At 44.4% G+C, this 21,964-nt stretch carries 25 protein-coding genes and 1 pseudogene; 16 read left to right on the top strand and 10 right to left on the bottom strand.

Annotated features, from left to right (window positions below):
* Window positions 1–619: 619 nt before the first annotated feature.
* From cysK to IM500_RS18350, 10 genes and pseudogenes are all read left to right on the top strand, one after another.
* Window positions 620–1,567 (top strand): cysteine synthase A, encoded by a 948-nt coding sequence (gene cysK / locus IM500_RS18390; protein ID WP_016516226.1) that lies wholly within the window; start codon window positions 620–622, stop codon window positions 1,565–1,567.
* A gap of 15 nt (window positions 1,568–1,582) precedes the next feature.
* Window positions 1,583–1,717, top strand: coding sequence for a hypothetical protein (locus tag IM500_RS18385; RefSeq protein ID WP_277925583.1), 135 nt, complete (start codon window positions 1,583–1,585; stop codon window positions 1,715–1,717).
* A gap of 76 nt (window positions 1,718–1,793) precedes the next feature.
* A complete protein-coding gene (locus IM500_RS18380; RefSeq protein WP_002762685.1) occupies window positions 1,794–2,330 on the top strand; it encodes an MgtC/SapB family protein in 537 nt (178 codons plus the stop codon).
* A gap of 216 nt (window positions 2,331–2,546) precedes the next feature.
* Window positions 2,547–3,221 (top strand): hypothetical protein, encoded by a 675-nt coding sequence (locus tag IM500_RS18375; protein WP_002762684.1) that lies wholly within the window; start codon window positions 2,547–2,549, stop codon window positions 3,219–3,221.
* A 158-nt stretch (window positions 3,222–3,379) separates the two neighbouring features.
* The gene (locus IM500_RS18370) at window positions 3,380–3,955 is read left to right on the top strand and encodes a Crp/Fnr family transcriptional regulator (protein ID WP_016516224.1); all 576 of its coding nucleotides are present in this window, start codon (window positions 3,380–3,382) and stop codon (window positions 3,953–3,955) included.
* 30 nt (window positions 3,956–3,985) lie between these two features.
* On the top strand, window positions 3,986–4,624 hold the full coding sequence (locus tag IM500_RS18365; protein ID WP_016516223.1) for a cadmium resistance transporter: 639 nt from the start codon (window positions 3,986–3,988) through the stop codon (window positions 4,622–4,624).
* A 245-nt stretch (window positions 4,625–4,869) separates the two neighbouring features.
* Window positions 4,870–5,406, top strand: a pseudogene (locus IM500_RS24865) (FAD/NAD(P)-binding protein); the annotation flags it as partial.
* Window positions 5,407–6,363: 957 nt separating this feature from the next.
* Window positions 6,364–7,077, top strand: a complete 714-nt coding sequence (locus IM500_RS24860; RefSeq protein ID WP_287739285.1) for an MBL fold metallo-hydrolase — start codon at window positions 6,364–6,366, stop codon at window positions 7,075–7,077.
* A gap of 73 nt (window positions 7,078–7,150) precedes the next feature.
* Window positions 7,151–7,324, top strand: a complete 174-nt coding sequence (locus IM500_RS24855) for a DUF6888 family protein (RefSeq protein ID WP_373276090.1) — start codon at window positions 7,151–7,153, stop codon at window positions 7,322–7,324.
* Entirely contained in the window at window positions 7,321–7,533 is a 213-nt protein-coding gene (locus IM500_RS18350) for a DUF6887 family protein (RefSeq protein ID WP_190718019.1), read from the top strand. Before IM500_RS24855 ends, IM500_RS18350 begins: the two co-directional genes overlap by 4 nt.
* A 13-nt stretch (window positions 7,534–7,546) precedes the next feature.
* Here the strand turns inward: IM500_RS18350 and IM500_RS18345 are convergent, their stop codons facing one another.
* From IM500_RS18345 to IM500_RS18330, 4 genes are all read right to left on the bottom strand, one after another.
* Entirely contained in the window at window positions 7,547–8,134 is a 588-nt protein-coding gene (locus IM500_RS18345; RefSeq protein ID WP_002795956.1) for a hypothetical protein, read from the bottom strand.
* Window positions 8,131–9,549 carry an AAA family ATPase gene (locus IM500_RS18340; protein ID WP_287739272.1) on the bottom strand — a complete coding sequence of 473 codons (1,419 nt, stop codon included), beginning with the start codon at window positions 9,547–9,549 and terminating at the stop codon, window positions 8,131–8,133. Before IM500_RS18340 ends, IM500_RS18345 begins: the two co-directional genes overlap by 4 nt.
* Window positions 9,550–9,639: 90 nt before the next feature.
* On the bottom strand, window positions 9,640–10,692 hold the full coding sequence (gene metX, locus IM500_RS18335; protein ID WP_190718026.1) for a homoserine O-acetyltransferase MetX: 1,053 nt from the start codon (window positions 10,690–10,692) through the stop codon (window positions 9,640–9,642).
* Between the two features lie 15 nt (window positions 10,693–10,707).
* Complete coding sequence (locus IM500_RS18330; RefSeq protein WP_072927404.1) at window positions 10,708–12,006, bottom strand: O-acetylhomoserine aminocarboxypropyltransferase/cysteine synthase family protein; 1,299 nt, start codon at window positions 12,004–12,006, stop codon at window positions 10,708–10,710.
* 615 nt (window positions 12,007–12,621) lie between these two features.
* Between IM500_RS18330 and IM500_RS18325 the strand changes: the two genes are divergently transcribed.
* The gene (locus IM500_RS18325) at window positions 12,622–13,428 is read left to right on the top strand and encodes a prohibitin family protein (protein ID WP_072927402.1); all 807 of its coding nucleotides are present in this window, start codon (window positions 12,622–12,624) and stop codon (window positions 13,426–13,428) included.
* A gap of 71 nt (window positions 13,429–13,499) precedes the next feature.
* On the top strand, window positions 13,500–13,898 hold the full coding sequence (locus IM500_RS18320; protein WP_190718031.1) for a YidH family protein: 399 nt from the start codon (window positions 13,500–13,502) through the stop codon (window positions 13,896–13,898).
* 70 nt (window positions 13,899–13,968) lie between these two features.
* Here IM500_RS18320 and IM500_RS18315 read toward each other — a convergent pair whose 3' ends face one another.
* Window positions 13,969–14,214, bottom strand: coding sequence for a hypothetical protein (locus IM500_RS18315; protein ID WP_242034474.1), 246 nt, complete (start codon window positions 14,212–14,214; stop codon window positions 13,969–13,971).
* 138 nt (window positions 14,215–14,352) lie between these two features.
* Complete coding sequence (locus IM500_RS18310) at window positions 14,353–15,048, bottom strand: TerC family protein (protein WP_190718033.1); 696 nt, start codon at window positions 15,046–15,048, stop codon at window positions 14,353–14,355.
* 374 nt (window positions 15,049–15,422) lie between these two features.
* Between IM500_RS18310 and IM500_RS18305 the strand changes: the two genes are divergently transcribed.
* The gene (locus tag IM500_RS18305; protein ID WP_190718036.1) at window positions 15,423–15,962 is read left to right on the top strand and encodes a pentapeptide repeat-containing protein; all 540 of its coding nucleotides are present in this window, start codon (window positions 15,423–15,425) and stop codon (window positions 15,960–15,962) included.
* A 55-nt stretch (window positions 15,963–16,017) separates the two neighbouring features.
* Window positions 16,018–16,347 (top strand): hypothetical protein, encoded by a 330-nt coding sequence (locus IM500_RS18300; protein WP_002762669.1) that lies wholly within the window; start codon window positions 16,018–16,020, stop codon window positions 16,345–16,347.
* A 125-nt stretch (window positions 16,348–16,472) separates the two neighbouring features.
* Here the strand turns inward: IM500_RS18300 and IM500_RS18295 are convergent, their stop codons facing one another.
* A complete protein-coding gene (locus IM500_RS18295; protein ID WP_287739271.1) occupies window positions 16,473–17,477 on the bottom strand; it encodes a sulfate/molybdate ABC transporter ATP-binding protein in 1,005 nt (334 codons plus the stop codon).
* A gap of 284 nt (window positions 17,478–17,761) precedes the next feature.
* On the opposite strand from IM500_RS18295, the gene IM500_RS18290 reads away from it, so the two are divergent.
* A complete protein-coding gene (locus IM500_RS18290; protein ID WP_147073092.1) occupies window positions 17,762–18,559 on the top strand; it encodes a sulfite exporter TauE/SafE family protein in 798 nt (265 codons plus the stop codon).
* A gap of 10 nt (window positions 18,560–18,569) precedes the next feature.
* Here the strand turns inward: IM500_RS18290 and IM500_RS18285 are convergent, their stop codons facing one another.
* Together IM500_RS18285 and IM500_RS18280 are read right to left on the bottom strand one after the other, a co-directional pair.
* A complete protein-coding gene (locus IM500_RS18285; protein WP_002782490.1) occupies window positions 18,570–19,004 on the bottom strand; it encodes a YidH family protein in 435 nt (144 codons plus the stop codon).
* Window positions 19,005–19,333: 329 nt separating this feature from the next.
* On the bottom strand, window positions 19,334–20,017 hold the full coding sequence (locus IM500_RS18280; protein WP_190718044.1) for a cadmium resistance transporter: 684 nt from the start codon (window positions 20,015–20,017) through the stop codon (window positions 19,334–19,336).
* Window positions 20,018–20,163: 146 nt separating this feature from the next.
* Here IM500_RS18280 and IM500_RS18275 point away from each other — a divergent pair, with 146 nt between their 5' ends.
* Window positions 20,164–21,084 carry a LysR substrate-binding domain-containing protein gene (locus IM500_RS18275; protein ID WP_190718047.1) on the top strand — a complete coding sequence of 307 codons (921 nt, stop codon included), beginning with the start codon at window positions 20,164–20,166 and terminating at the stop codon, window positions 21,082–21,084.
* A gap of 271 nt (window positions 21,085–21,355) precedes the next feature.
* On the opposite strand, the gene IM500_RS18270 is transcribed toward IM500_RS18275, so the two are convergent.
* Window positions 21,356–21,712 carry a hypothetical protein gene (locus IM500_RS18270; protein WP_190718049.1) on the bottom strand — a complete coding sequence of 119 codons (357 nt, stop codon included), beginning with the start codon at window positions 21,710–21,712 and terminating at the stop codon, window positions 21,356–21,358.
* Window positions 21,713–21,964: the final 252 nt, after the last annotated feature.

Below are 21,964 nucleotides of genomic sequence, written 5' to 3'. Positions count from 1 at the left end.
TGATTGCTCTGGCTTTTCTTTATTTTTTCCGATAAAGTATCTAGGAGTTTTTTTCTTGGGACTATACTATCGTCCTTGAAAAAAATTTACTCTCCCTTGGCCAGATTTTTTTGTATATCGAGGAACAATTCTTGTTAATTGAATTTAGCGTTTATTGACGCTCCTAGACACACTTCGTTTTTGCCATGAATTATTTTATAAACCATTTTCCTACTTTTATTTATTAAAAATTGTTTCCTAAAAAACCAGCAAAAAAAATAATTTTTTAGGATAAATCTCAGAAAACTTTCTTAAATGTGTAACCCTATACCAAGAAAAAGTATCGCTCTTTTCATCTCTCTAATAATTCCTTTAAGTTGTTTAAACAAATGTGCTTTTATATACTAATAATAATTAACTAAATTAAGAGAAATTTCCCAAGACAATTTTACCGATTGTGCTTCGATATACAAAAAAAGTGGCAAGGCAAAAAAATCGACAGGGATTATCCCCGCCGACGTTGTGATCAGAGGTGCCAACACCAGCATTTTGCAGTGTACTCTGACTTAAAAAGTATTGTAAAACATCTTAAATACATATATAATCAAAAATAGCCAACAAATACAAAGCAAGTGGGATTATGCCGATCGCAAGAGACATCACCCAATTGGTAGGACGGACACCCCTAGTCCAACTGAATCGAATCCCAGTAGCAGAGGGAGTAAAAGCCCGCATCGTCGTCAAACTGGAAAGTATGAACCCCGCCGCCTCGGTTAAGGATCGCATTGGGGTCAGTATGGTGGAGGACGCTGAAGCCGCCGGACTAATTCACCCCGATAAAACAATTCTGGTGGAACCCACTTCCGGTAATACCGGCATCGCCCTGGCCATGGTAGCGGCGGCCAAAGGCTATCGCTTAGTCCTGACTATGCCCGAAACCATGAGTTTAGAACGACGGGCGATGTTAAAAGCCTACGGGGCGCAATTAGAGTTAACCCCGGGTAGCCAAGGCATGAAAGGAGCGATCGCCCGGGCTGAGGAAATAGTCGAAAATACCCCCAACGCCTATAGTTTGCAACAGTTCCGCAACCCGGCCAACCCGAAAATTCACCGGGAAACCACCGCCGAGGAAATCTGGGCCGATACCGACGGCCTGGTAGATATCGTTATTGGTGGCGTGGGAACCGGGGGAACCATTACCGGTATTGCCGAAACCATTAAACCCCGTCGTCCCCAATTTCAAGCGATCGCAGTTGAACCCTCTAATAGTCCCGTCTTATCGGGGGGACAACCGGGGCCGCACAAAATCCAAGGCATCGGCGCTGGTTTTATCCCGGCAATTTTCCGACCGGAATTGATCGATGAGGTGATTATCGTCGATGATACGGACGCTTTCGCCTACGCGCGACGGTTAGCCCGTCAGGAGGGACTACTATCGGGCATCTCGGCCGGGGCGGCTTTATGGGCGGCGATTCAGGTGGGCAAAAGACCCGAAAACGAAGATAAATTAATCGTCATGATTCAGCCTAGTTTCGGGGAACGTTACCTCAGCACGGCCCTGTTTAAAGACCTCGAAGATATCGACTAATAGGAAAATAAATTGATGGAATTTGCAACGAGGGCAATTCATGGGGGGCAAGAACCAGACTCTAGCCATGGTGCGGTAACGGTTCCCATTGATCTCACTTCCACCTATAACACCGGCTTTACTACGATTATCGATCGGGATCGAGAATAGAAACGATTTAAAGCGGGAGATGGAAAGGGCTTTGATTGGTTAGGCGAAGTTTTTATCTCATTTGATGGGTTAAACAATGTTTTTTGACTCGGAAGATTGGCAAACGATTATTTTTCGGCTCAGTATGGCTATGGCCGTCGGCTGTCTGATTGGTTATAACCGACAGCGAGGCGGTCGTCCGGCTGGATTGAGAACTTTTATCATCGTTAGTCTCGGGGCTGCCATGTTCGTGATGATTCCCCTACAAGCGGAAGGAGATGTGGGTTATGCGTCTTCTAATGCTCTCAGTCGCACTATTCAAGGGGTCGCTTCTGGTGTCGGTTTTTTAGGGGCGGGAATCATCCTACAACAATCCCATCGGGAACTAAATAAGGTACAAGTGAAAGGTTTGACTTCGGCGGCGACTATCTGGTTAGCGGCAGGATTAGGCGCGGCTTCTGGTTGCGGTTTATGGCAGATGGTTCTGGTGGGAACTCTATTCTCTCTGTGCACTTTAAGTGGCATTAAACGACTTAAGAAAAATAAATCTTTAGGCAAATATATTAAAGGTCGTAAGAAAATATCTACGATTAATCAAGAAATAAATCCATCGGATAATTCAGCATCTCATTAATAAAAAAAGTGATAAAAATTAATTTTTCTTGAGAGGGCAAAAGCTTTTATTTACTGGCTTTTACCTCGAAAAGATTATGTTTTTTCTGCAATTTATTGGTCAAAAAAATATAATAAATTTTTCATAAAATTTATTATAAACAAATACAAAACAAAAATTTTATGTGATAATATTTAGACAGAGTAACCACTTTTCTAAACAGGAGAAAATTCAACTATGATCAACCGAAATAAGAGCTTTCAAAGCCTCAAAAATCAAGTTTTCCGGCTGCTGATTTTCCTCTTAACTGTCACTTTGCTCCTAGGGGGAAGAGGAAATGCGATCGCCTTGCCGCTACTCCCCGAACAGTTGGCCGTCATCGACCGTGCCACGGCAACGGGTGGCACTGTGGTGGAACCAGTCAAGAAAAAAAATGAGGTTTCTAGCCCAAAAATTCTGGAAGATGCCCAAATTGCCTATGAAAAAGCCATCCAAGCGACAAAATCGGCTATCGATGACCTAAAGGCTCAACTAGCCGCTCCTTCTCTCGACAAGAAGATTATCGAAGCTCAACAGGACAACCTAGAGGACTTAGCGGATAATATTGACGATCTAGGGGAAAAAGTGAGTAAATTTACGAAAAAATTGACCAAATCTGGGGCTAAACTCAGTGAAACCCTGCAAAACAACCTTATTACCCTAGAAAATAGCCTCGTTAATACCTCCGAGACGATCGATATCTTAGCCGACGACACCGAACGACTCAAAGACAATGCTTCCCCTTTCCTGAAAACTCGCGTAGAAAAGACCATCGACGCGGTTAAACAGACTCTACAGGAAAGCGATCGAGCTTGGCAAGAACTGATCTCCTCGGCCACAACGGAACTGGAGAAGACTAGCACCCCGAAATAAATAGGGCTTGCAAGGGCATACAATCGGTCTTTTTTGGGGTAATTATCGTTTTTACCCCAAAATTCTTCAAAAAAACCTTAACTCGTCTAAAAAGCTTCTTTCTCGACGGCCTTGTGCTTTTGACTAGCTAAGTACCTAATCAAAATTAATTATCAATCATGACGCTTACCTATCAACCACCAACCCCCCATCGCTGGCACTTTGATAATCGGGCGATTTTGCCCCTGAGAAACCCTAATTTCTGGAAAATCGAGAGTGGAGTCGTGAAAACCTCCACCTGGTTAGAAGATGGAACCCTGATCGTCTTGGGATTGTGGGGACCTGGCAATTTTGTTGGCAAAACCCTAGAGAGAGTCAATCCCTATCAAGTTGAGTGCATCACTCCAGTACAAGCAGTTTCCTTTTCCACAGTTGAGAGTTATCAAATGGCAGAAATTCTGCTGTCTCATCTTCAGCAAGCACAAGAACTAAGTATTATTCGTAGCTACAAACGTACTGATGTTATGGTTGTGAAATTACTGTCATGGTTAGGCAATCAATTTGGTAAACAAACTGGTACCGGACAATTAATTGATGTGCGTCTAACTCATCAGGATATCGCTGACTTATTAGGAACTACTAGAGTCACAATTACCCGCGCACTTAATCATCTTGAACAACAAGGGGCCGTGGAACGTCTTCCCGTCCATCGTCTTCTTTTACGAGAGGAGGAAATCTGGCACTACGAGATTTAGAATGGGAAGGATTATCTCTTTTTTCAATCTATGAATTGGTTAGTAGCCCTTTTAATTACTAGCGTGACGAGTTTTGTAGCCACAAATCTCGATGATCTGATGGTGCTAATGTTGTTTTTCTCGCGACTTAATGCTAATTTTCGACCTCGACACCTGATTGTTGGTCAATACCTCGGTTTTACCCTGATTCTCCTAGCTAGTTCCCTCGGGTTACTATTTGGGTTACTGGTTTCTAAAGAATGGATTGGTCTATTAGGATTTATCCCTCTAATTATCGGCATTAAACAACTTTTGTCAAGGGAAAATGAGGATTACATTCAAGAAGTAAGAGAAGATGTTAATTATTCTAAAAATCGCTCCTTTGTTCCTCGTTTTCCCTCCCAAACCTATTACATCGCTGCCGTGACCGTGGCTAACGGCGGTGATAATATTGGTATCTATACCTCTCTTTTTGCCAATAATTCCCCGATGCACGTCTTAATTATCATGATAATTTTTTATCTCATGATGGGGATTTGGTGCGCCCTAGCCTATTTTTTGATTACCCATCCCAGGATAGCTAAAGTGGTTACAAACTACGGACATAAAATTAGTCCTTTTATCTATATTATTCTAGGGATTTATATCTTAATTGACAGCAAATCCTATCGTTTATTTTTCATGTATTAACCAAGAATGCCTAAAAATCGTCTTTTAAGTAGGGAGGTAAAATTATTTGTAGGATGGGTTAGCGGTAGCGTAACATGAGCAGGCGTTGGGTTTCATGCTTCAACCCAACCTACGTTCTCTTGAAAAGTTATAAAAGGATTTGTTATGAGAATTAAAAAACAACAGATAGCGGCCGAAGCTTCCTGCAAAAACCGGCGAGTTAATACTATTTTTCAACAAATGGGCATCGCCTATTGATAACCTAAATGCTCAACCAAACGCTTCTTTTCTCCCCAAGGACACCCTTACCATACCCCTTATCTATGAGCTACATTGACCGGAATCAATTTTCTGCAACTTTCGACATCGCCATTATCGGGGGAGGATTTAGTGGCTCCCTCGTGACAGCGAACCTGTTGCGCGACACAGGGACTCCATTATCGATCGCCCTGATCGAGCGCCGAAAACCCCTCGGTACAGGGATCGCCTACGGAACGCGAGATAGCGGCCACCTGCTCAATATTCCCGCAGGCAAAATGAGCGCCTTCGAGGACGATCCCGAACATTTCCTCCACTGGTTAGCAGATAACGGCTATCGATCGATCGATCCGGCCAGCTTCGTACCGCGTCTAGTGTACGGCAAATACATCCGCTCGATCCTAGAAGAAGCGCGGGACAACGCCATTGCCGATCACCGTCTGGAAACGTTTACCGATGCGGCGATCGATCTGGCACTCGACGGGGAAAAGGCGACGATTACCCTCAAAGGAGGCAAGAAAATCAGCGCCGCTAAAGTAGTTCTGGCGCTGGGCAATTTTCCCGCAACGGTTCCCCAACCCCTCGCGTCTCTCAATTCCCTCTATCTCCGCGACGCTTGGGAGACGGACACACTCGCCGAGCTAAAACCCGACGGGACGGTGCTGCTCGTCGGTACGGGGTTAACGATGGTGGATATGGTGGTTTCCCTGGCACAAAGGGGATTCACGGGCAAAATCCACGCAGTTTCCCGTCATGGCCTGATCCCTCGATCGCACCGACCCACCGATCCCTATCCCCCGTTCCTCACCCTCGAAACCGCGCCCCAGACCACCCGGGGACTCCTAGGGCGGATTCGCGCGGAGGTAAAAACCGCCGAGAGTCAAGGTCACGACTGGCGGGCCGTTTTAAACGCCTTACGCCCGATATCTCAAGGTCTATGGCATTGTCTGCCGATAGGGGAACGCGCCAGATTTCTACGCCACCTGAAAGCCTATTGGGAGGTTCTTCGCCATCGCCTCGCCGACGAGATCGCCAGTATCCTCGATGAGGCCGTAGAATCGCGACAATTAACCTATCATGGGGGAAGAATTGAAAGTGCTGAGGTTAAAAACGGCTGTGTAGAGGTTACTATCCGTCAACGGGGGACGGGAAACCTCTTAAACCTAACCGTCGATCGAATTATTAACTGTACCGGCGCGGGTAACGATTACGCGACCATAACCGATCCCCTCGTCGTTCATCTTCGCCAACGGGGGTTAATCCGTCCCCATCCTTTGAATTGTGGCATCGAAACCGCGGACAACGGGGCGATTCTCAGGCCAGACGGTACGGCATCGCCAACCCTCTACACTTTGGGAAATCCCCGCAAAGGCGATCTCTGGGAAACCACCGCCATTCCCGAACTGCGTTTACAGGCGGCCGAACTGGCCCGGGATTTGTTGCGATCGCTGAAAGAGAGAATTTCTCTCCCCACGGCCTACTCGATCGCATTCGGGCCGGCAGTGCCGATTTTCCGCCAGCTTTTCGATAGGGAATCGAGTACCTACACCTATCTGATCGCTGATTCGGGTACGGGGGAGGCGATTTTAATCGATCCGGTCCTCGAACAGGTCGATCGCGATCGGCAGATTCTTTGGCAGTTGGGGTTAACTCTAGGCTACACGATGGAAACCCATGTCCACGCCGACCATATCACCGGAGCGCACCGCTTACGGGAGTTAACCAACTGTTCGATCCTCGTTCCCGAAAACGCGGAAGTGAGCGATATCGATGGTTATGTGCGCGATGGCGACCTCTGGACCGTGGCAGGTCAGCAGCTAAAAGCGATCGCAACTCCAGGCCACACCGATAGTCATATAGCCTATCTCATCGATGAAAAACGCCTATTAACGGGGGATGCACTCTTAATTCGCGGTTGCGGTCGTACCGATTTTCAGAAGGGTTCGCCGGAGGTGCTATACAAGACGGTGACGGAGAAGTTATTCACTCTCCCGGACGATACGCTTGTTTATCCCTGTCACGATTATCTGGGAAGAACGGTCTCCTCGATCGGTGAGGAAAAGCGCTGGAATCCCCGTTTTGCCAGCCGCGACCGCGAGGACTTTGTGGAGTTGATGAATAATCTCAATCTACCCTATCCCAAGAAGATGACTGCGGCCTTAAGTGCCAACGCACGGGGTGGTAAGGTGGTTTTCGTCATGGATTATCAGATTTAAACGGGCAAGCGATTGATCGCCCCGTCGGTCCTGCGCTACACTGGATAACGAAACACTGGAGGAGTAAAAGCCCATTCCTACTGCCGCGCAACAGCTAACCTGTTTTATTTTAAGTTATTGGGCAACGAAGATGTATTTGCCCGTTAATATTGTTCGGATTGACGAAAGAACGGGAAATATCTTTTTTCTCGCTGGGGAAGAGCAAGAAATTATTATTTTTAAAAATGGCGATTGGAGGTATGTATGATAAAACGCGAGTTTGAATCGATGAGTCGCGAAGAATTGCGAGCCTATATTCTCGAACATAGAGAGGACGAGAGGGCCTTTCAAATTTATCTCGATCGGGTGACGGCCGAACCGGGAGAAATTTATCCCGCACCGCGTTCGATCGAGGATTTAAGTCATTTTCCCGAACTGGTAGCGAAAAATCGCCGCAATACACAACAGAAAATATAAAGCCAATGCACTATTATTTACAGATTTTATACGTTTTCTCGAAAAGCGCGATCCCGTAATTTTCTAGAAACTCGATCGCTAGAGATTTCCAAGTCGCATCATCTCTAGGATAAAATTCGGGTGTACAGACATACGCCTCTAGATTCAAGTCTAGATAGTTTTTGTCCAGCCTTGCGTCGAAATAACTGATCGTGTTGCTTAATTGATTGATCGCTTTACAACGATTTTCAGTAACTTTTTTGGCGCTGGTTGCATTGAATTTAAATTCGACAAAGCAGAAATCACTTTTATCGAAAAATACACAATCACAATGGGAAGTTCCATAGCCTAAAAAACCTTTCTTACCATCGATCGGGATAAAACCAATTATTGTATTATCGCTAACCTTGAATGTTTTAGTGTCGTCGAAATCGTTAATTAAAATGTCCTCATCGTTCAAGTGAATAGTACAAGTCGAATTCACGAGAATATCGATAATGATAAAAGACTGACCATTGTAGTCTATAATTAGAAACTCCTCTCTCTCCTCGATTTGTATAAATTGATCGAGTTTGTCTATTTTTTGGGATAGATGGCCTTTGATTTCGTTAAACTCTGTCATTTGCGTTTAAACGTTCTAGCGTGAATATTATATAGCTTATTAAATTCCCCTCCCATCATTTCGGATACGGTATCTAGATAATTCTGAGCGATCAATCCCGTGTTACTATCAAAAATAGATTCACAATAATTAGCCTCTTCGTCTAAAGATTGATTTCCTAGAGAGTACGCCGAAAATTCAGCCGCATTCAACCAGTAATCTTCTGGTATTATTTCCGACACTTCAGACTGTGCCGATGGATTTTTTTCAACAACTCTTTTGGCGAATAGTAAATTATTAAAAACCGATAAAATATAAGGACTGTGGGTAGTGATAATTAATTGATTATCTTCATTCCGATTAACCATTATCGCTAATAATTCAATTAAATGTTTTTGGGCAACTGGAAATAAATGCGCTTCTGGTTCCTCTATAATTCTCAAAATTATCGAACCATAAATAATATTTAAAAAGATGTCCTGTAAAATTCTAATACATTCCTGCTGACCAGATGAAGCATTACGAAGATCAATAGAATATCGCTCGTTTTTGTTAAATATAATCTTTTCTTCAGAATTGCCAATTAAGTATTCACCTTTTAATATTAAATCTATTTTATTTTTTATCACTCTTAAATACTCAATTCCTTTTTTATTTGCCTGATAGTTAATTAATCCATCAAAGCCAGAAAATTTTCTAAAAATTTGTTTAATAAGTTCCACTTTTTCTATAAATTGTAGCATTAAAAATTCATCTATCATTTGCAGTTTGTTAGCAAAATATTTTTTACTATTTTCTTTTAAATCAATTTCAATACTTGCAAATAAATATTTCTCAAATAAGTCAGAATAAGTTACCGTTGCATTTCTTCCAGCAATTATAAATAGTAAATCTTCTTGCTCGTTTTCAAATAAATTATTCAATAACTTTGATAGATATTGATAGGATAAACTATACTGGGTCAAATTATCTATTTTGATATATGGTTTTTCGGAGTTATCAATATTTTTTTTGGACAAATTAATATAATCTGCAAAACCGTTTTTGAACTGTTCATCTAAAAATTTTTCGCTAAATATTAAGCATAAATTTTTATTTAAATCAAGATTCAATTGTATATATCTATTTTTTTGAAAACTATAATAAAATCTAACCTCAAAATTCAAAAAATTGAGCGTAGAACCAAAAAAATCATAAAACTTTATTTTTATAAATTCTCTAAAATAAGTATCAATATCTGTATATTTCGGTATTTTTTCTTGGGCGAATAAAAAACTTTCAGATTTTAGATTTTCTTTTAATGATTTAAAAAAATAAATCAATTTAGCGATCGTACTCTTGCCGCTTGCCTGTTCACCGATTAAAACTAGAACCTTTTTAATCTCGATTTCAGCGTACTCGATCGCTCCGAAATTTTTAATGATAATTTTTTGCATAGATGCGTGCGCTCTCTATCCGGCTATAGACCATAGTACCGCAAGCACCTTCTACCCGACCATCCCCAACCCGCGACCATTGCCCGTTGTTCACCCATTCCCGAAAGTGACGAGAAGATCATTCAACGCATCCATATCGCCATCCATTAAAAATGCGTCGTGACCGTGCGGCGATCGCAACCAGAATAATTCAGAATTGGGGATGTATTTCGCCAACTCCTCTTGTTCTACGGGAGGATAAAGAAGATCCGAATCGATCGCCACGATCGCCGTCGGTTGTTGAATCGACTGTAAAACCGATTCGTAACTTTTTCCCGTCCGGGTGACATCATGACGATCCATCGCCCTACTTAGGGTGATATAAGCATTGGCGTCAAAACGTTCGACTAACTTTTTTCCCTGATATTCTAAATAGCGGGCGATCGTAAACTCTCCCCCCTCCCCGTACTCGCGGCCGAAACGGGACTCAAAACTGGCGTGCGATCGGTAGGTAGTCATCGCCATCATCCGGGCTGCCGATAAACCCCGGGCCGGAGGGCGATCGAGCGCATAATTTCCCCCTTGCCAATGGGGATCGGCGTAGATCGCCCCCCTTTGAGCCTCTCCCAGCGCGATACACCAAGCCGAATGTCGTCCCGAAGCCGCAATCACAGCGATCGAGCGCGTCTTCTCCGGGTACAGTAGCGCCCACTCCAAAACCTGCATCCCTCCCAAGGATCCCCCGATCACCAACCGCAAAGACTCGATCCCCAATGCGTCCACCAACAGCCGTTGTAGGTGAACCAGATCCCGGACGGTAATCTCCGGGAAAGTCGGGCCGTAGGGTTTACCGGTACGGGGATCGATCGAAGTGGGGCCGGTTGTCCCGTAGCAACTGCCGAGAATATTGCTACAGACAATAAAATCCCGGGTCGGATCGAGAACGCGTCCGGTTCCTAACAAAGGTTCCCACCAAGCTTCCACGTCGGCCCATCCCGTGAAGGCATGACAGACAATAACCCCGTTATCCCGCTTGTTATTCAAAATTCCCCAGGTTCGATAGGCGATCCGCACCCTTTCGAGAACCGCCCCCGATTCGAGAACAAAAGGATGCGGTGGGGAATAGAAACGGGTTTCCGGGGAGATCAAGTCTAGGCGATCCATGGGCGGGGTGGTGGGTTATAAACTCTGGAAAGTTTGCTGGAAATCCTCGATAATATCGTCAATATGTTCCAAACCCACGGAAACGCGGATTAATTCGGGCGTTACTCCCGCCGATCGCTGTTCTTCTTCGTTTAACTGCTGGTGAGTCGTCGAGGCGGGATGGATAACCAGGGTTTTTGCGTCCCCCACGTTGGCGAGATGGCTGGCGAGTTTCACCCGGTTGATAAAATTCCGCCCGGCCTCGAAACCGCCCCGAATCCCGAAGGCTAAAACCCCGCCGAAGCCGTGTTTTAGGTACTTCTTCGCCCGTTCGTGGTAAGGATGTTCCGGTAATCCGGGATAATCCACCCATTCCACCTGTGGCTGTTCTTTGAGCCAGTTCCCTAGGGCCAAGGCGTTGGATACATGACGATCGACCCGTAGGGAGAGGGTTTCCAATCCCTGTAGCAGTAAAAATGCGTTAAACGGACTCAAGGCGGGTCCGAAGTCCCGCAATCCCTCCACCCGGGCCCGGATAATAAAGGCGATATTGCCCAAAGGGCCCGACGGTCCGAATACCTCATAGAAATTCAACCCGTGATAACCCGGCGCGGGTTCGGTAAACTGGGGAAATTTGCCGTTTCCCCAGTCGAATTTACCCGAATCGACGATTACTCCGCCGATGGAAGTGCCGTGACCGCCGATCCATTTGGTGGCCGATTGCACCACGATATCGGCCCCCTGTTCGATCGGGCGACAGAGATAGCCGCCGCAACCGAAGGTATTATCGACGATCAGGGGAATGCCGTTCTCGTGGGCGATATGGGCCAGGGCGGCAAAATCGGGAATATTAAATCGGGGATTGCCGATCGTCTCTACATATAAAGCTTTAGTGCGATCGTCGATCGCCGCTCGAAAAGCCTCGGCCTCATCGCCATCGACGAACTTGACATTTATTCCTAAACGTGGTAAGGAGACTTTGAACTGATTATAGGTTCCGCCGTAGAGGTAGCTAGTGGAAACGATATTATCCCCCGCACCGGCGATATTAGCGATCGCTAGAAATTGCGCCGCCTGACCGCTAGAGGTGGCCAGGGCCGCCGCGCCTCCTTCTAAAGCGGCGATCCGCTTCTCGAAGACATCGGTGGTCGGGTTCATGATCCTGGTGTAGATGTTGCCGAACTCTTCCAAGGCAAACAGTCGCGCCCCGTGGTCGGCATCGTTGAAAACGTAGGAGGTGGTTTGATAGATGGGAACGGCGCGGGCGTTGGTTCCGGGGGCAGGTTCCTGGCCGGCGTGTACTTGTAGCGTCTCGAAACGATAACGGTCAGACATGGGCGCTCAGGGAGGGAAATAAAGGATAAATTCCTTGATCTGTGCGATCGAGGAAAAAGGGTGATTAAATGACCTCATTAGGGGATGGAATGGGTACAGTAGGCTTATTCGCTTACTGTATTTTTCTATCATAGCCATTTCTGCGAGTCAATTTATCGAGATATCCTGTATACAGAATATCTTTTATGCCGAAACTAGATTGTGTTAAGGTAATTGCTACAAAAGCAAGTACCAGCTAGACTGGTGGAATGAGAATGTACCATTTAAGACAAGGGAAATTTTGTGATAATTGTTTCTGGATAACCCCGATTCCTTTCTTGGATAAATAAATGCTTTTTTGTCCAACTTTCTGACTAAAACTAACGAGATAATCGTTTTAATTCATGATTACTAAAACATTTAAGCGGCGAATATGATAATTACAAATAAACAATTATTTCACGATCTTTTATCAGCCAAAACGAAAAAATAACGAGACTAAATCTGAATTTATCTAAATAATATAGAACAAAGTTTACCTTTATTTCTAGTTGCTAAAATTATTAAAATAGATAAAATCAGCCATTTTATTGATTTGTAATCCCATCCCATAAACTATCTCTATTACCAATTAAAATGCTCAAAATTCGCCTTTTTGCTAGACCAAGCAATCTCTTTTTTTTGTTATTAATTTTGGCGATTATTTTTAATCCTTTCGTGATTGTCAATGCGGGAGAAAGAGGAGTTTTAATGGTCTTTGGTCAAGTACAGGATAAAATACTTAATGAGGGTATTCACGGGATTATTCCCGTTGTTAACACGGTGAAAAAACTAAGTGTGAGAATTCAAAAACAACAGATAGCGGCCGAAGCTTCCTCCAAAGACCTACAGGAAGTCTTCACAGATGTGGCCATGAATTGGCATATTTTAGCATCAGAAGTTAATACTATTTTTCAACAAATTGGCGATGAAGCGGCTGTCATTGAACGAGTGATCGATCCAGCAGTTGAGGAAATTCTCAAGGCAGTTATGGCTAAATATACCGCCGAAGAATTAATTACTAAACGGGAGGAGGTGAAAGGGGAAGTGGATATTCGTTTGACCGAAAGAATGAAAAATTATCATATCGGTGTCGATGATATTTCTTTGGTTCATGTCAATTTTTCCGATCGCTTTACCGATGCGGTGGAAGCCAAACAAATTGCCGAACAGGAGGCCAAAAAAGCCGGTTTTATGGTGCTGAAAGCTCTGAAAGAATCGGAAGTAAAAATCAATCTGGCTAAGGGAGAGGCGGAAGCTCATCGCATTCTCCAAGATTCCTTAAGTCCAGAAGTTTTACAGAACAAAGCGATCGAAAGATGGGACGGTAAACTTCCCCTATTTATGGATGATAATCTGCTCAAGTCCCTTGAATTGGTTAAAGATAAGCGAAAAACTAGATGATAAAAACAATTTATTAAAACCAGAAGAAAGAATACTTGATTTTATTGAAGTTCACTGCGAGGAACTCCTCTATGCTGTTTAAATCCCAAAAGACAAAGCAGAAATTTAACCCTGATTACTGGCGAGATCATTCGGCCAACGAACGCACCTATCTGTCTTGGATGCGCGCCTCGATCGCTTTGATGGGTTTTGGTCTGGTCATTTTGCGTTTACGGACAGCATCTTCCACAGCCCTAGGATTGGGGTGGCTGTTGGGTTTTGTCTTCGCTATGGTGGGATTATTAACCGTTGTCATCGCCACGCGCCACTATTTTCTCATCCGTCGGGCGATCGATAGTAATAGCTACGAACCTGCTCAAGTCTGGATTATTTGCTTTAGTATAGCGATCGCTTGTCTAGGGTCGGGAATTCTCTATTTTGTCGCCACCAGTCCCGATAGCGGTGGAGTGGAAAGCATCGGTTTCGATTAAAACCCCATCCTCGCAGGGAGCGGGATGGGGAAAAATTGCTCGATACAGGCGGTAAAATCCAGATAAATACTCAAAATTCCCCATTTTCCGACCTTTCCCAGGAAGGGGCGAAAGGTGGACAAATTAAAGGACAGGCGCGCCAATGACTGTGAACAGGGACTCCCAAGCGTTGACAATAGCCGTTTCCTCTCCCCTGAAACTTATAAAACCGACAGTAACGACAGGTGGAGGAACAAGTAGCAACTTTCGGGAGAGGATTTCCCGTGGATTCGATCGCTGTTAGTTTTGAGGATAGGGTGGAAATGGTGTCTAGCAAGGAAGTCTCCAAGGCTAACGGGGTTCACTAGCGACTCTTACCGTACCTAGTCACAAATTATGTCACAGTCGCCCGTCGTCCCGGAGTATAACGATTGACACGCTCCTAAAAAATTGAGAAAATCCCTTGCTGCCAGAACTATTCCACCACAACACGCCTAGAAAAGCCCCAACTTAAGGAGGCCGCCACCATCATTAATACCATCCACTCTGGCGGCAAATAGGTTGGTTGACAAGCTTTTAACAACAATCTTCCCCCTACCGCTAAAACCGTCAGATAGGCCGCATCTTGTAGGTAAACAAACTCAGCTAACCACCTGACAAATAAACCGGTCAAAAATCGTAGGGCTAACATTCCCAAAATACCACCAGTCAGGAGAATCCAGAATTGATCGGCTAGGGCGATCGCTGTTGTCACACTATCGAGGGAAAAAGCCAGATCTGTAAAAGCAATCAGAACAATAACACGGCCAAAAGATTCTATGGCGAGATTAGGGGCAAAATTTTGGTCTTCTATGTCTATATCTAAAAATTTCTGCCAAAAATGCTTACCCGCTAACCAGAGCAGATAAATAGCACCCAGTACCTCCACCTGCCAGAATTTAACTGTCCAACTGGCACTGACTAACATGGCAACTCTTAACACAAATGCCCCGGCCAATCCCCAGTTTAAAGCCTGGCGTTGTTGTCTGGGGTCGGGAAGTTCTCGCACCAAAGCGGCCAGGGCGACGGCATTATCGGCCGATAGAATGGTTTCTAAGACTGCCAGGGTGAGAATAGTGCCGCAAGTGGTTAGAGAGAGATTTTCAGCTATATCGAGAATTTGAGGGGACATATAATTATATTTTTACTCCTATGACGTTGTAGATGCGTCTTGGTATTTCCTGCTAGGATTCTTGACTATTTTTTTGTCGGTATAAATTGAAGGTCAAGTTCTTGAGCTTGCGATCGAGGGTGAGATTGCTGACCACACTCTCCTTGATCAGGATTTTGGCCGGACACTATCATCTTAGGTACGGGACAAGCATAAAAGCAAATATTCTTAATTGTGGTTTTAATAAATAAAAGTGATGAAAGGGCGAGGGACTTTCTTGGCTTTGCATAAAGGGAATTTATGGATTTGAAAACAAAGAATATTTGTTTTTATTAAAGCCATTGCCTAGAGTGAAAACAGAGACTCAAAAAGATCACTCAAGGAGATCAAAAACGATGAAACCGAAGCTACTGACAGCCTTCTGTCTATTGCTAATCACAGTTTTTTCTTGCTTCCACCCTGCCATCGCTAGGGCCGTTACCCCCACTGGCGGCGCACCGGCAAAAATTACTCTGGTCGAGCCGGCTGCCGGCGATAATCTGCAAAAACTACAGGAAACTAACGCCTGTGTCGGTTGTGACTTTAACGGAATTAGCCTCAAAGATTTAAACTTGTCCTCGGCCAATCTAGAAGGAGCAAACCTCAGTCAAGCGGATCTAGAAAGAACAAACTTACAAGGTGCTAACCTCAAAGGGACTGACCTCCGGGGAGCCGACCTCGGCAAAACTCTCCTAGCGGGAGCCGATTTAAGCAAGGCCAATCTCTTAGGTGCAGATTTAGAAAAAGCCAACCTGCAAGGAGCAAACTTAACCAACGCCAATCTGCAAAAAGCTGACTTAGAGAAGGCCAATCTCACTAATGCTCGGTTAGACGGTGCTAACCTGCAAGATGCGGACGGTGAAGGGGCGATCGGTGTCGATCCCAATCTATTCTAAAAAAAGTTTTTATGGCAGAATCAAGTTTTAGCGGTTTTCAAGGAGAGCAATATCTATGGAAATTACTCCTTTTTCTCAGCGATCGCTAGATGGGGAGGGAGCGGAAATGCTGCTAGACTTTAAAAAAGCCCATCAGCAAGATTTAAAGGCAATTGCCGAGATTTTGGCAAGAATTAGTCACCAATCACCAGAAAAGGTAGAAATTCTCTTGGAGACAATGCTAAAACAACTGATAGAGCCAAAAACACCTTTTTACGAGACGGCAACACCGACGGAACGAGCGCAAGCTTTTCGGGATTGGGCAAGTAGTCACGATCGAGGCAGCGCACTTTTATCCGACTATGCCGTAAGTCGCGATAGTATCTATGACGATGAGTGCCTGTGACTTTGTGCGGAACCTGATCACACCATGTATGGCGATGCTGTGGGTGCGACAAGTCTATTATTGGGACAAGGAGAAAAACTCTATATCGCACCACAGAATTTAATCGAGTTTTGGAACGTTTACTTTTAAGCAAAAACGCGAGCATCCCGAGGACGAACATAAACTTGCTCCCCGACTTGGAGGTGCAGTTGATCCAGTTGTTCTCGATTCAGATGGGCAATCAGGAGAGAGCGATCGGGTAGAATTAATTCCACATCGATGGCCCAACCCAGATGGATAATGCGCTCGACTTTTGCCGCAATGCTAGACCCATTGGGAAAAGAGAGAATTTCTAGGTCGTGGGGACGAATGAAAATCTTGACTCCGTTAGTACCCCCTCCGAGCTGCTCGAATAGTGCAGCCGAGGTCGGTGGTAAAACATTCACCCGGCCGATAAAACTCATCACAAAAGCAGAGGCAGGATGATCGTACACCTGATCGGGAGTTCCCACCTGTTCGATTTTACCCTCATTGAAAATTACGATCTCGTCGGCCACTTCCATGGCTTCCTCCTGGTCGTGGGTGACAAAAACACTGGTGACATGGACTTCCTCGTGTAACTGTCGCAACCAAATCCGTAGCTCTTTTCTAACTTTGGCATCCAAGGCCCCAAAAGGCTCATCTAATAATAATACTTCCGGTTCCACCGCTAAGGCCCGGGCCAGGGCAACCCGTTGACGTTGACCCCCGGATAGTTGGGCCGGATAGCGATCGCCTAATCCCTGCAATTGAATTAAACTCAAGAGATTGTCCACTCGTTTTTGAATGTAGTCCGGGGCAGCTTTGCGAATATTTAAACCGAAAGCGATATTCTGACGCACCGTCAGGTGTTTAAAAAGCGCATAATGCTGAAAAACAAAGCCAATATTCCTTTTTCTGACATTTAAATGGGTTGTGTCTTTGCCATTGATGATAATTTTGCCTGTGTCGGGAGGTTCTAATCCTGCGATCGCTCTCAGGAGAGTGGTTTTTCCTGAACCGGACGGCCCCAGCAGTGCCACCAGACGATTCGATTTGATCTCTAGGTTGATGTTGTCTAAAGCAGTAAAGGTGCCGAATTTTTTCGATACTCGCTCGATGATGATGCTCACGGTAGCTAATCCTCTGGCAAAAAAATGTATAGGGTTTGACCGTATTTTAACCATGATTTAATCGCAGTCGTATTAAAATACAATTACATTTTACAAGATAGCAAGAAAATTAAGTTTCGATTCGGGAGATTACTGGTTATAAACGGAGACTAAAAGATTAAACAGCGATAAAAGCTTACTATTACTGTTTTTTGCTCTTTTAGTCGGTTCTAAAGGCTTAATTAACTAATTTTGTCCCTTAACCACCAGAAACACACCGGAGAAAAGAGACAACTGAGGCAAAAATGGACTATTCTTTATTGACAATATTTAGCTTTTTTATCGGAATTGTCGTGGGATTAACGGGAATTGGCGGTTCATCCTTGATTACACCCCTATTAATCTTTGTATTTCAGGTTCCCGCTACCACCGCAGTGGGTTCCGATGTGGTAGCGGCCGGGTTGATGAAAGTGGTCGGCACTGTTCGTCACTGGCAACAGCAAACGATCGAGTTAGAAGTGGTAAAATGGCTAGTAATTGGCAGTGTACCCGGTTCTCTGTTAGGATTAGTCGGTTTTCGCTATTTTCAGCAGAATAGCTCTCTCAATCTCGATCAATGGTTGCCTCCTATCATCGGTCTTGTCTTGATGATCGTGACCGTCCTAGCGGCCCTGGAACTACTAATCTCCTTGTTTTTTCCCGATTTGTCCCCTTGGTCCTGGCCAAAATTAGATTTAACCACTCGATCGGGTCAGATAAAAACAACGATATTAGGGGCAGTTTTAGGCTATTTGGTCGGTTTAACCAGTATTTCCAGTGGTTCCTTATTTGCATTGGTCTTGATGACCTTTTTTCACCTTGATTCTCGCAAATTAGTCGGTACAGATCTATCGCAAGCGTCCATCCTCTTAACCTGTACTTCCATCGGTCATCTGGGATTAGGAACAGTAGACTGGAATCTGGTACTTCCCATCTGGTTGGGTGGGATACCGGGGGTAGTAGTGGGAGCAAGATTATCGGAATATTTCCCCAAAAATGCCCTAAAAATACTGCTTTATACGGTTCTAGTCACGGTCAGTTGGCGCTTACTGCAACCCACCTAATCCTCAAAGTTCACTCGAAAGTCATCATACTACCTATCAACAGATCGGGACTGGTGGCGACAAAATAGATAATTCCCGCACCGAGAATAACGATCGCTAAACTAAATAGTAGCACCCATCGATCGGCTGGTTCGTAGGTATCTTCATCTATATCTCGTCTGACTGTAAAATAATGGGCTGTGGTCAAAAATACGGTCAATAAACCCACTAAAGCAAACATTAAGCCTAATTTCCAGCCATAACCGGGCCGGGGAACCAGAGGAGGATGAAAGGCCCGTAAACGCAGGATAACCATACCAAAACCCATTAATGCGATCGCTGTTCGCATCCAAGACAGATAGGTGCGTTCATTGGCCAGATGATCGCGGACTCGATTGGGATTGACTTTTTTCGGTTTAATGCTGGTCTTGCTTTCCGTCACTGGTGATTTGAGAAAAAATAACATGATCGAGATGACTAGGGGTCGGTTTCAAGTTGATCGTTTGAGAAGATGATGTTATTCTATGGCACTTGAGTTATAGATGGTATGGAAAAAATCTAAAATCTCTTTTTAGATGTATTTGTATTGAATCAAAAATCAAATAGGGTTTGCTGAATAAATCTAAAAACATTGTTCGATAAGACTTTTAGACCTTTTTGAAATCCAAAAGTACCGGCCATTGGAGTGATCGGGGGGAAAATCCCTGGACTTTTTCCCTGAAAATGGGTAAAACCCTACACCCTACACCCTACACCCTACACCCTGCCCCCAGGAAAAACTTTTTGCCGCAAACCCTAAATAGATTCTGCTTGCTGCTGGAGAAGGGTCCATCCATAGCTTAAGGATAGGGCCAAGAAAGCCAGGGGAAGACTTTCCTTGATCATAAACACACCCAAACCGATCAGCACACAGGGGACAAAGTGGCTACCGTGACTGCTAATTAAATTAGCGATCGCCGGTAATTTAGTCAACTGATGAGCAGTAAAACACCAAACACCCACCAAGATCAGAAAAACGCTGACGATAGTGACTAAATTTGGCCAAGTATTACTAGCGAACAGCGGCAGATAAATGCCGATATTATCACTGCCATTGGCGATGGTAATTGCCGCCACAGCACCGGTTTGAGGGGAAAACCAGGCCAGCAAAGGAGAAGACGGTGCTGATTCTACAGCCATCTCCAGAGGATTATCCGTCTCGGTTTCTTCTCGCTGCCAGAGACTCCGAATCCCGAAAATCACCGGCAACAGGCCGAGAAAACGAATCCACTGAGCCGGAATCAAGAAACTCCCGAAAAAGCCGGTTAAACTCGCCAAAATCAGCAGTATAAAGCCTAAATACTGACCGATAACGATATGACGACGGCGAAAAAGTTTATTGACCTGGGCGAAAAGAATCGTCAAAATCAGGATGTCATCGAGATTAGTGGCAATAAAGGCCGCTATTGCTGTGGATATGGCAGTAATCATGGTAGTCATGGGATTTTTTTCTTAATCGGCTCTTCTGGTCTCGATCGCCCTACTTCTACTCTAGAAAGAGCTATTAATAAAATCAAATATTCTTTCTTGTTGATTTAATAAATTAAAATGATGGAAAGACCAATAGAGACGAAAAACCCCTTGCCATGGCCAGAATGACCCTAGATCAATTGGAAATCTTTCTAGCGACTGCCGAACATCTCCACTTCACCAAAGCAGCAGAAGCTTTATATATCACCCAACCGGCCGTCAGTGCCGCTATTGCCTCCCTAGAAAGTGAATACGGGGTGAAATTATTCCATCGCGTCGGTCGTCACATCGAGATCACGGAAACAGGACGTTTATTGCAATTAGAAGCGCAACGCATTCTTACCCAGGTAACTTTGACAGAAAGGGGATTAGCGGAATTCAACGACTTGCAACGGGGAGAACTACAATTAGGGTCGAGTTTGACTATTGGTAACTATTGGCTCCCGGCAAAAATTAGCGATTTTCAGGAGCGCTATCCGGCAATTAAGATCAACTGCACCCTAGCTAATACGGAAGAAATCTGTCTGGGTACGGCTAACGGACGTTTTGACCTAGCATTAATCGAGGGAGAAGTCAAGAGTGATTTAACACATTGTTTAGAACAGGAGATCGTCGGCAGCGATCGCCTATTAATTATTGTCGGACGTTCTCATCCTTGGTATAAAAGAGAAGCGATCGAATTGCCGGAATTAGTGGAAACCCCTTGGGTAATGCGAGAATCGGGATCGGGAACTCAACAAAGATTCCAGGAAGCGTTACAGAATTGGGGCATCGATTTACGGACATTAAAGGTGACTTTGCTGTTAAATACGGGGGAAATGGTGAAAGCAATCATCGAGAATAGTTTGGCAGCTGCCGGCATTTCCGAATTGATGGTTCAAAAGGAATTAGAATTAGGCACATTGCGATCGATTCGAGTCATCGATACTTCCGGTTTATCCCCTCGCTATCTCGAATTTACGCGCCCTTTTTTAAAAATAAAACACCGTCAGCGCTTTCAACCCCGCGTCTGTCAGGTTTTCGAGCAGATGTTGTGATCTGCTTGCAGAATGGAATTAGATACTTCTAGTCCTTATTACAGATTTTTGGAGATGTCTTGTCTCATTACCAAGATAGAACCTTAGAATGAGACAAGGGAGGGTCTCCCTCCTTTCCCTGATAGGTTATACAAGAGGTGGAACCTCTGGAAATGCCTTGCAAGGGAGACCCCTGCAACAAGCTAACCCTTACCTTGCAATACCAACCATACTGTTTTGAGTGACGCAGCCTTGATAGTCCTGTCACTGAAAAAGGGGACTCTTGGTTTGTTTAGTCTAATTTAAACTCTGTAACATTGCCTTTCCCGTCAGTATTACAGTAACCAGAGACTTTTTTCTTCGGCACAGACCAATTGTAGGTTAATCCACCTCGGTTGATATCTTGGAGTGTTGTTTCTCCCGCATCAATAGAAGACTGAAGTGTTGCACCGAGAGTCACATTAATATCGGACATCGAAACGTCGCTTCCCATATGGGAAACAACGGCATTTTTGCAATTGCGACCCCAAGCAGCAATACGAGCCTCAATTTTGGCATCGTCGTTGGCACTTCCCAGCTTCATCCAGGTTAACCCAAAAGAAACAGAAAAGAGAACAGTTAGGGTGGCCAGAGAAAGAAGTTTTTTCATGGCTAAAGTATTCGAGCAATCAATCTAATTTTGAAGTACACCGAGTATAAGACCTCTTGCAAAAGTCTTTCGTGATCTAATAAAAGGTTATTTATTTTTGCCAATACTCTCACGAGACAGCGATCGCCACAAGGAGATAGTGTTGCCAGCGTAATAAAAGAGTTTTTTGGTGATACTGTTGAAAATCTGTCCTTAATAGATAAAAAACAGAATAAGAGTCTGAAATTTGCCGAAACGAATAGGTTATGTCGA

This window comes from Microcystis sp. M179S2, assembly GCF_020245805.1.
GTDB classification, from domain to species: domain Bacteria; phylum Cyanobacteriota; class Cyanobacteriia; order Cyanobacteriales; family Microcystaceae; genus Microcystis; species Microcystis aeruginosa.
This window is presented reverse-complemented; position numbering and strand designations above follow the sequence as displayed.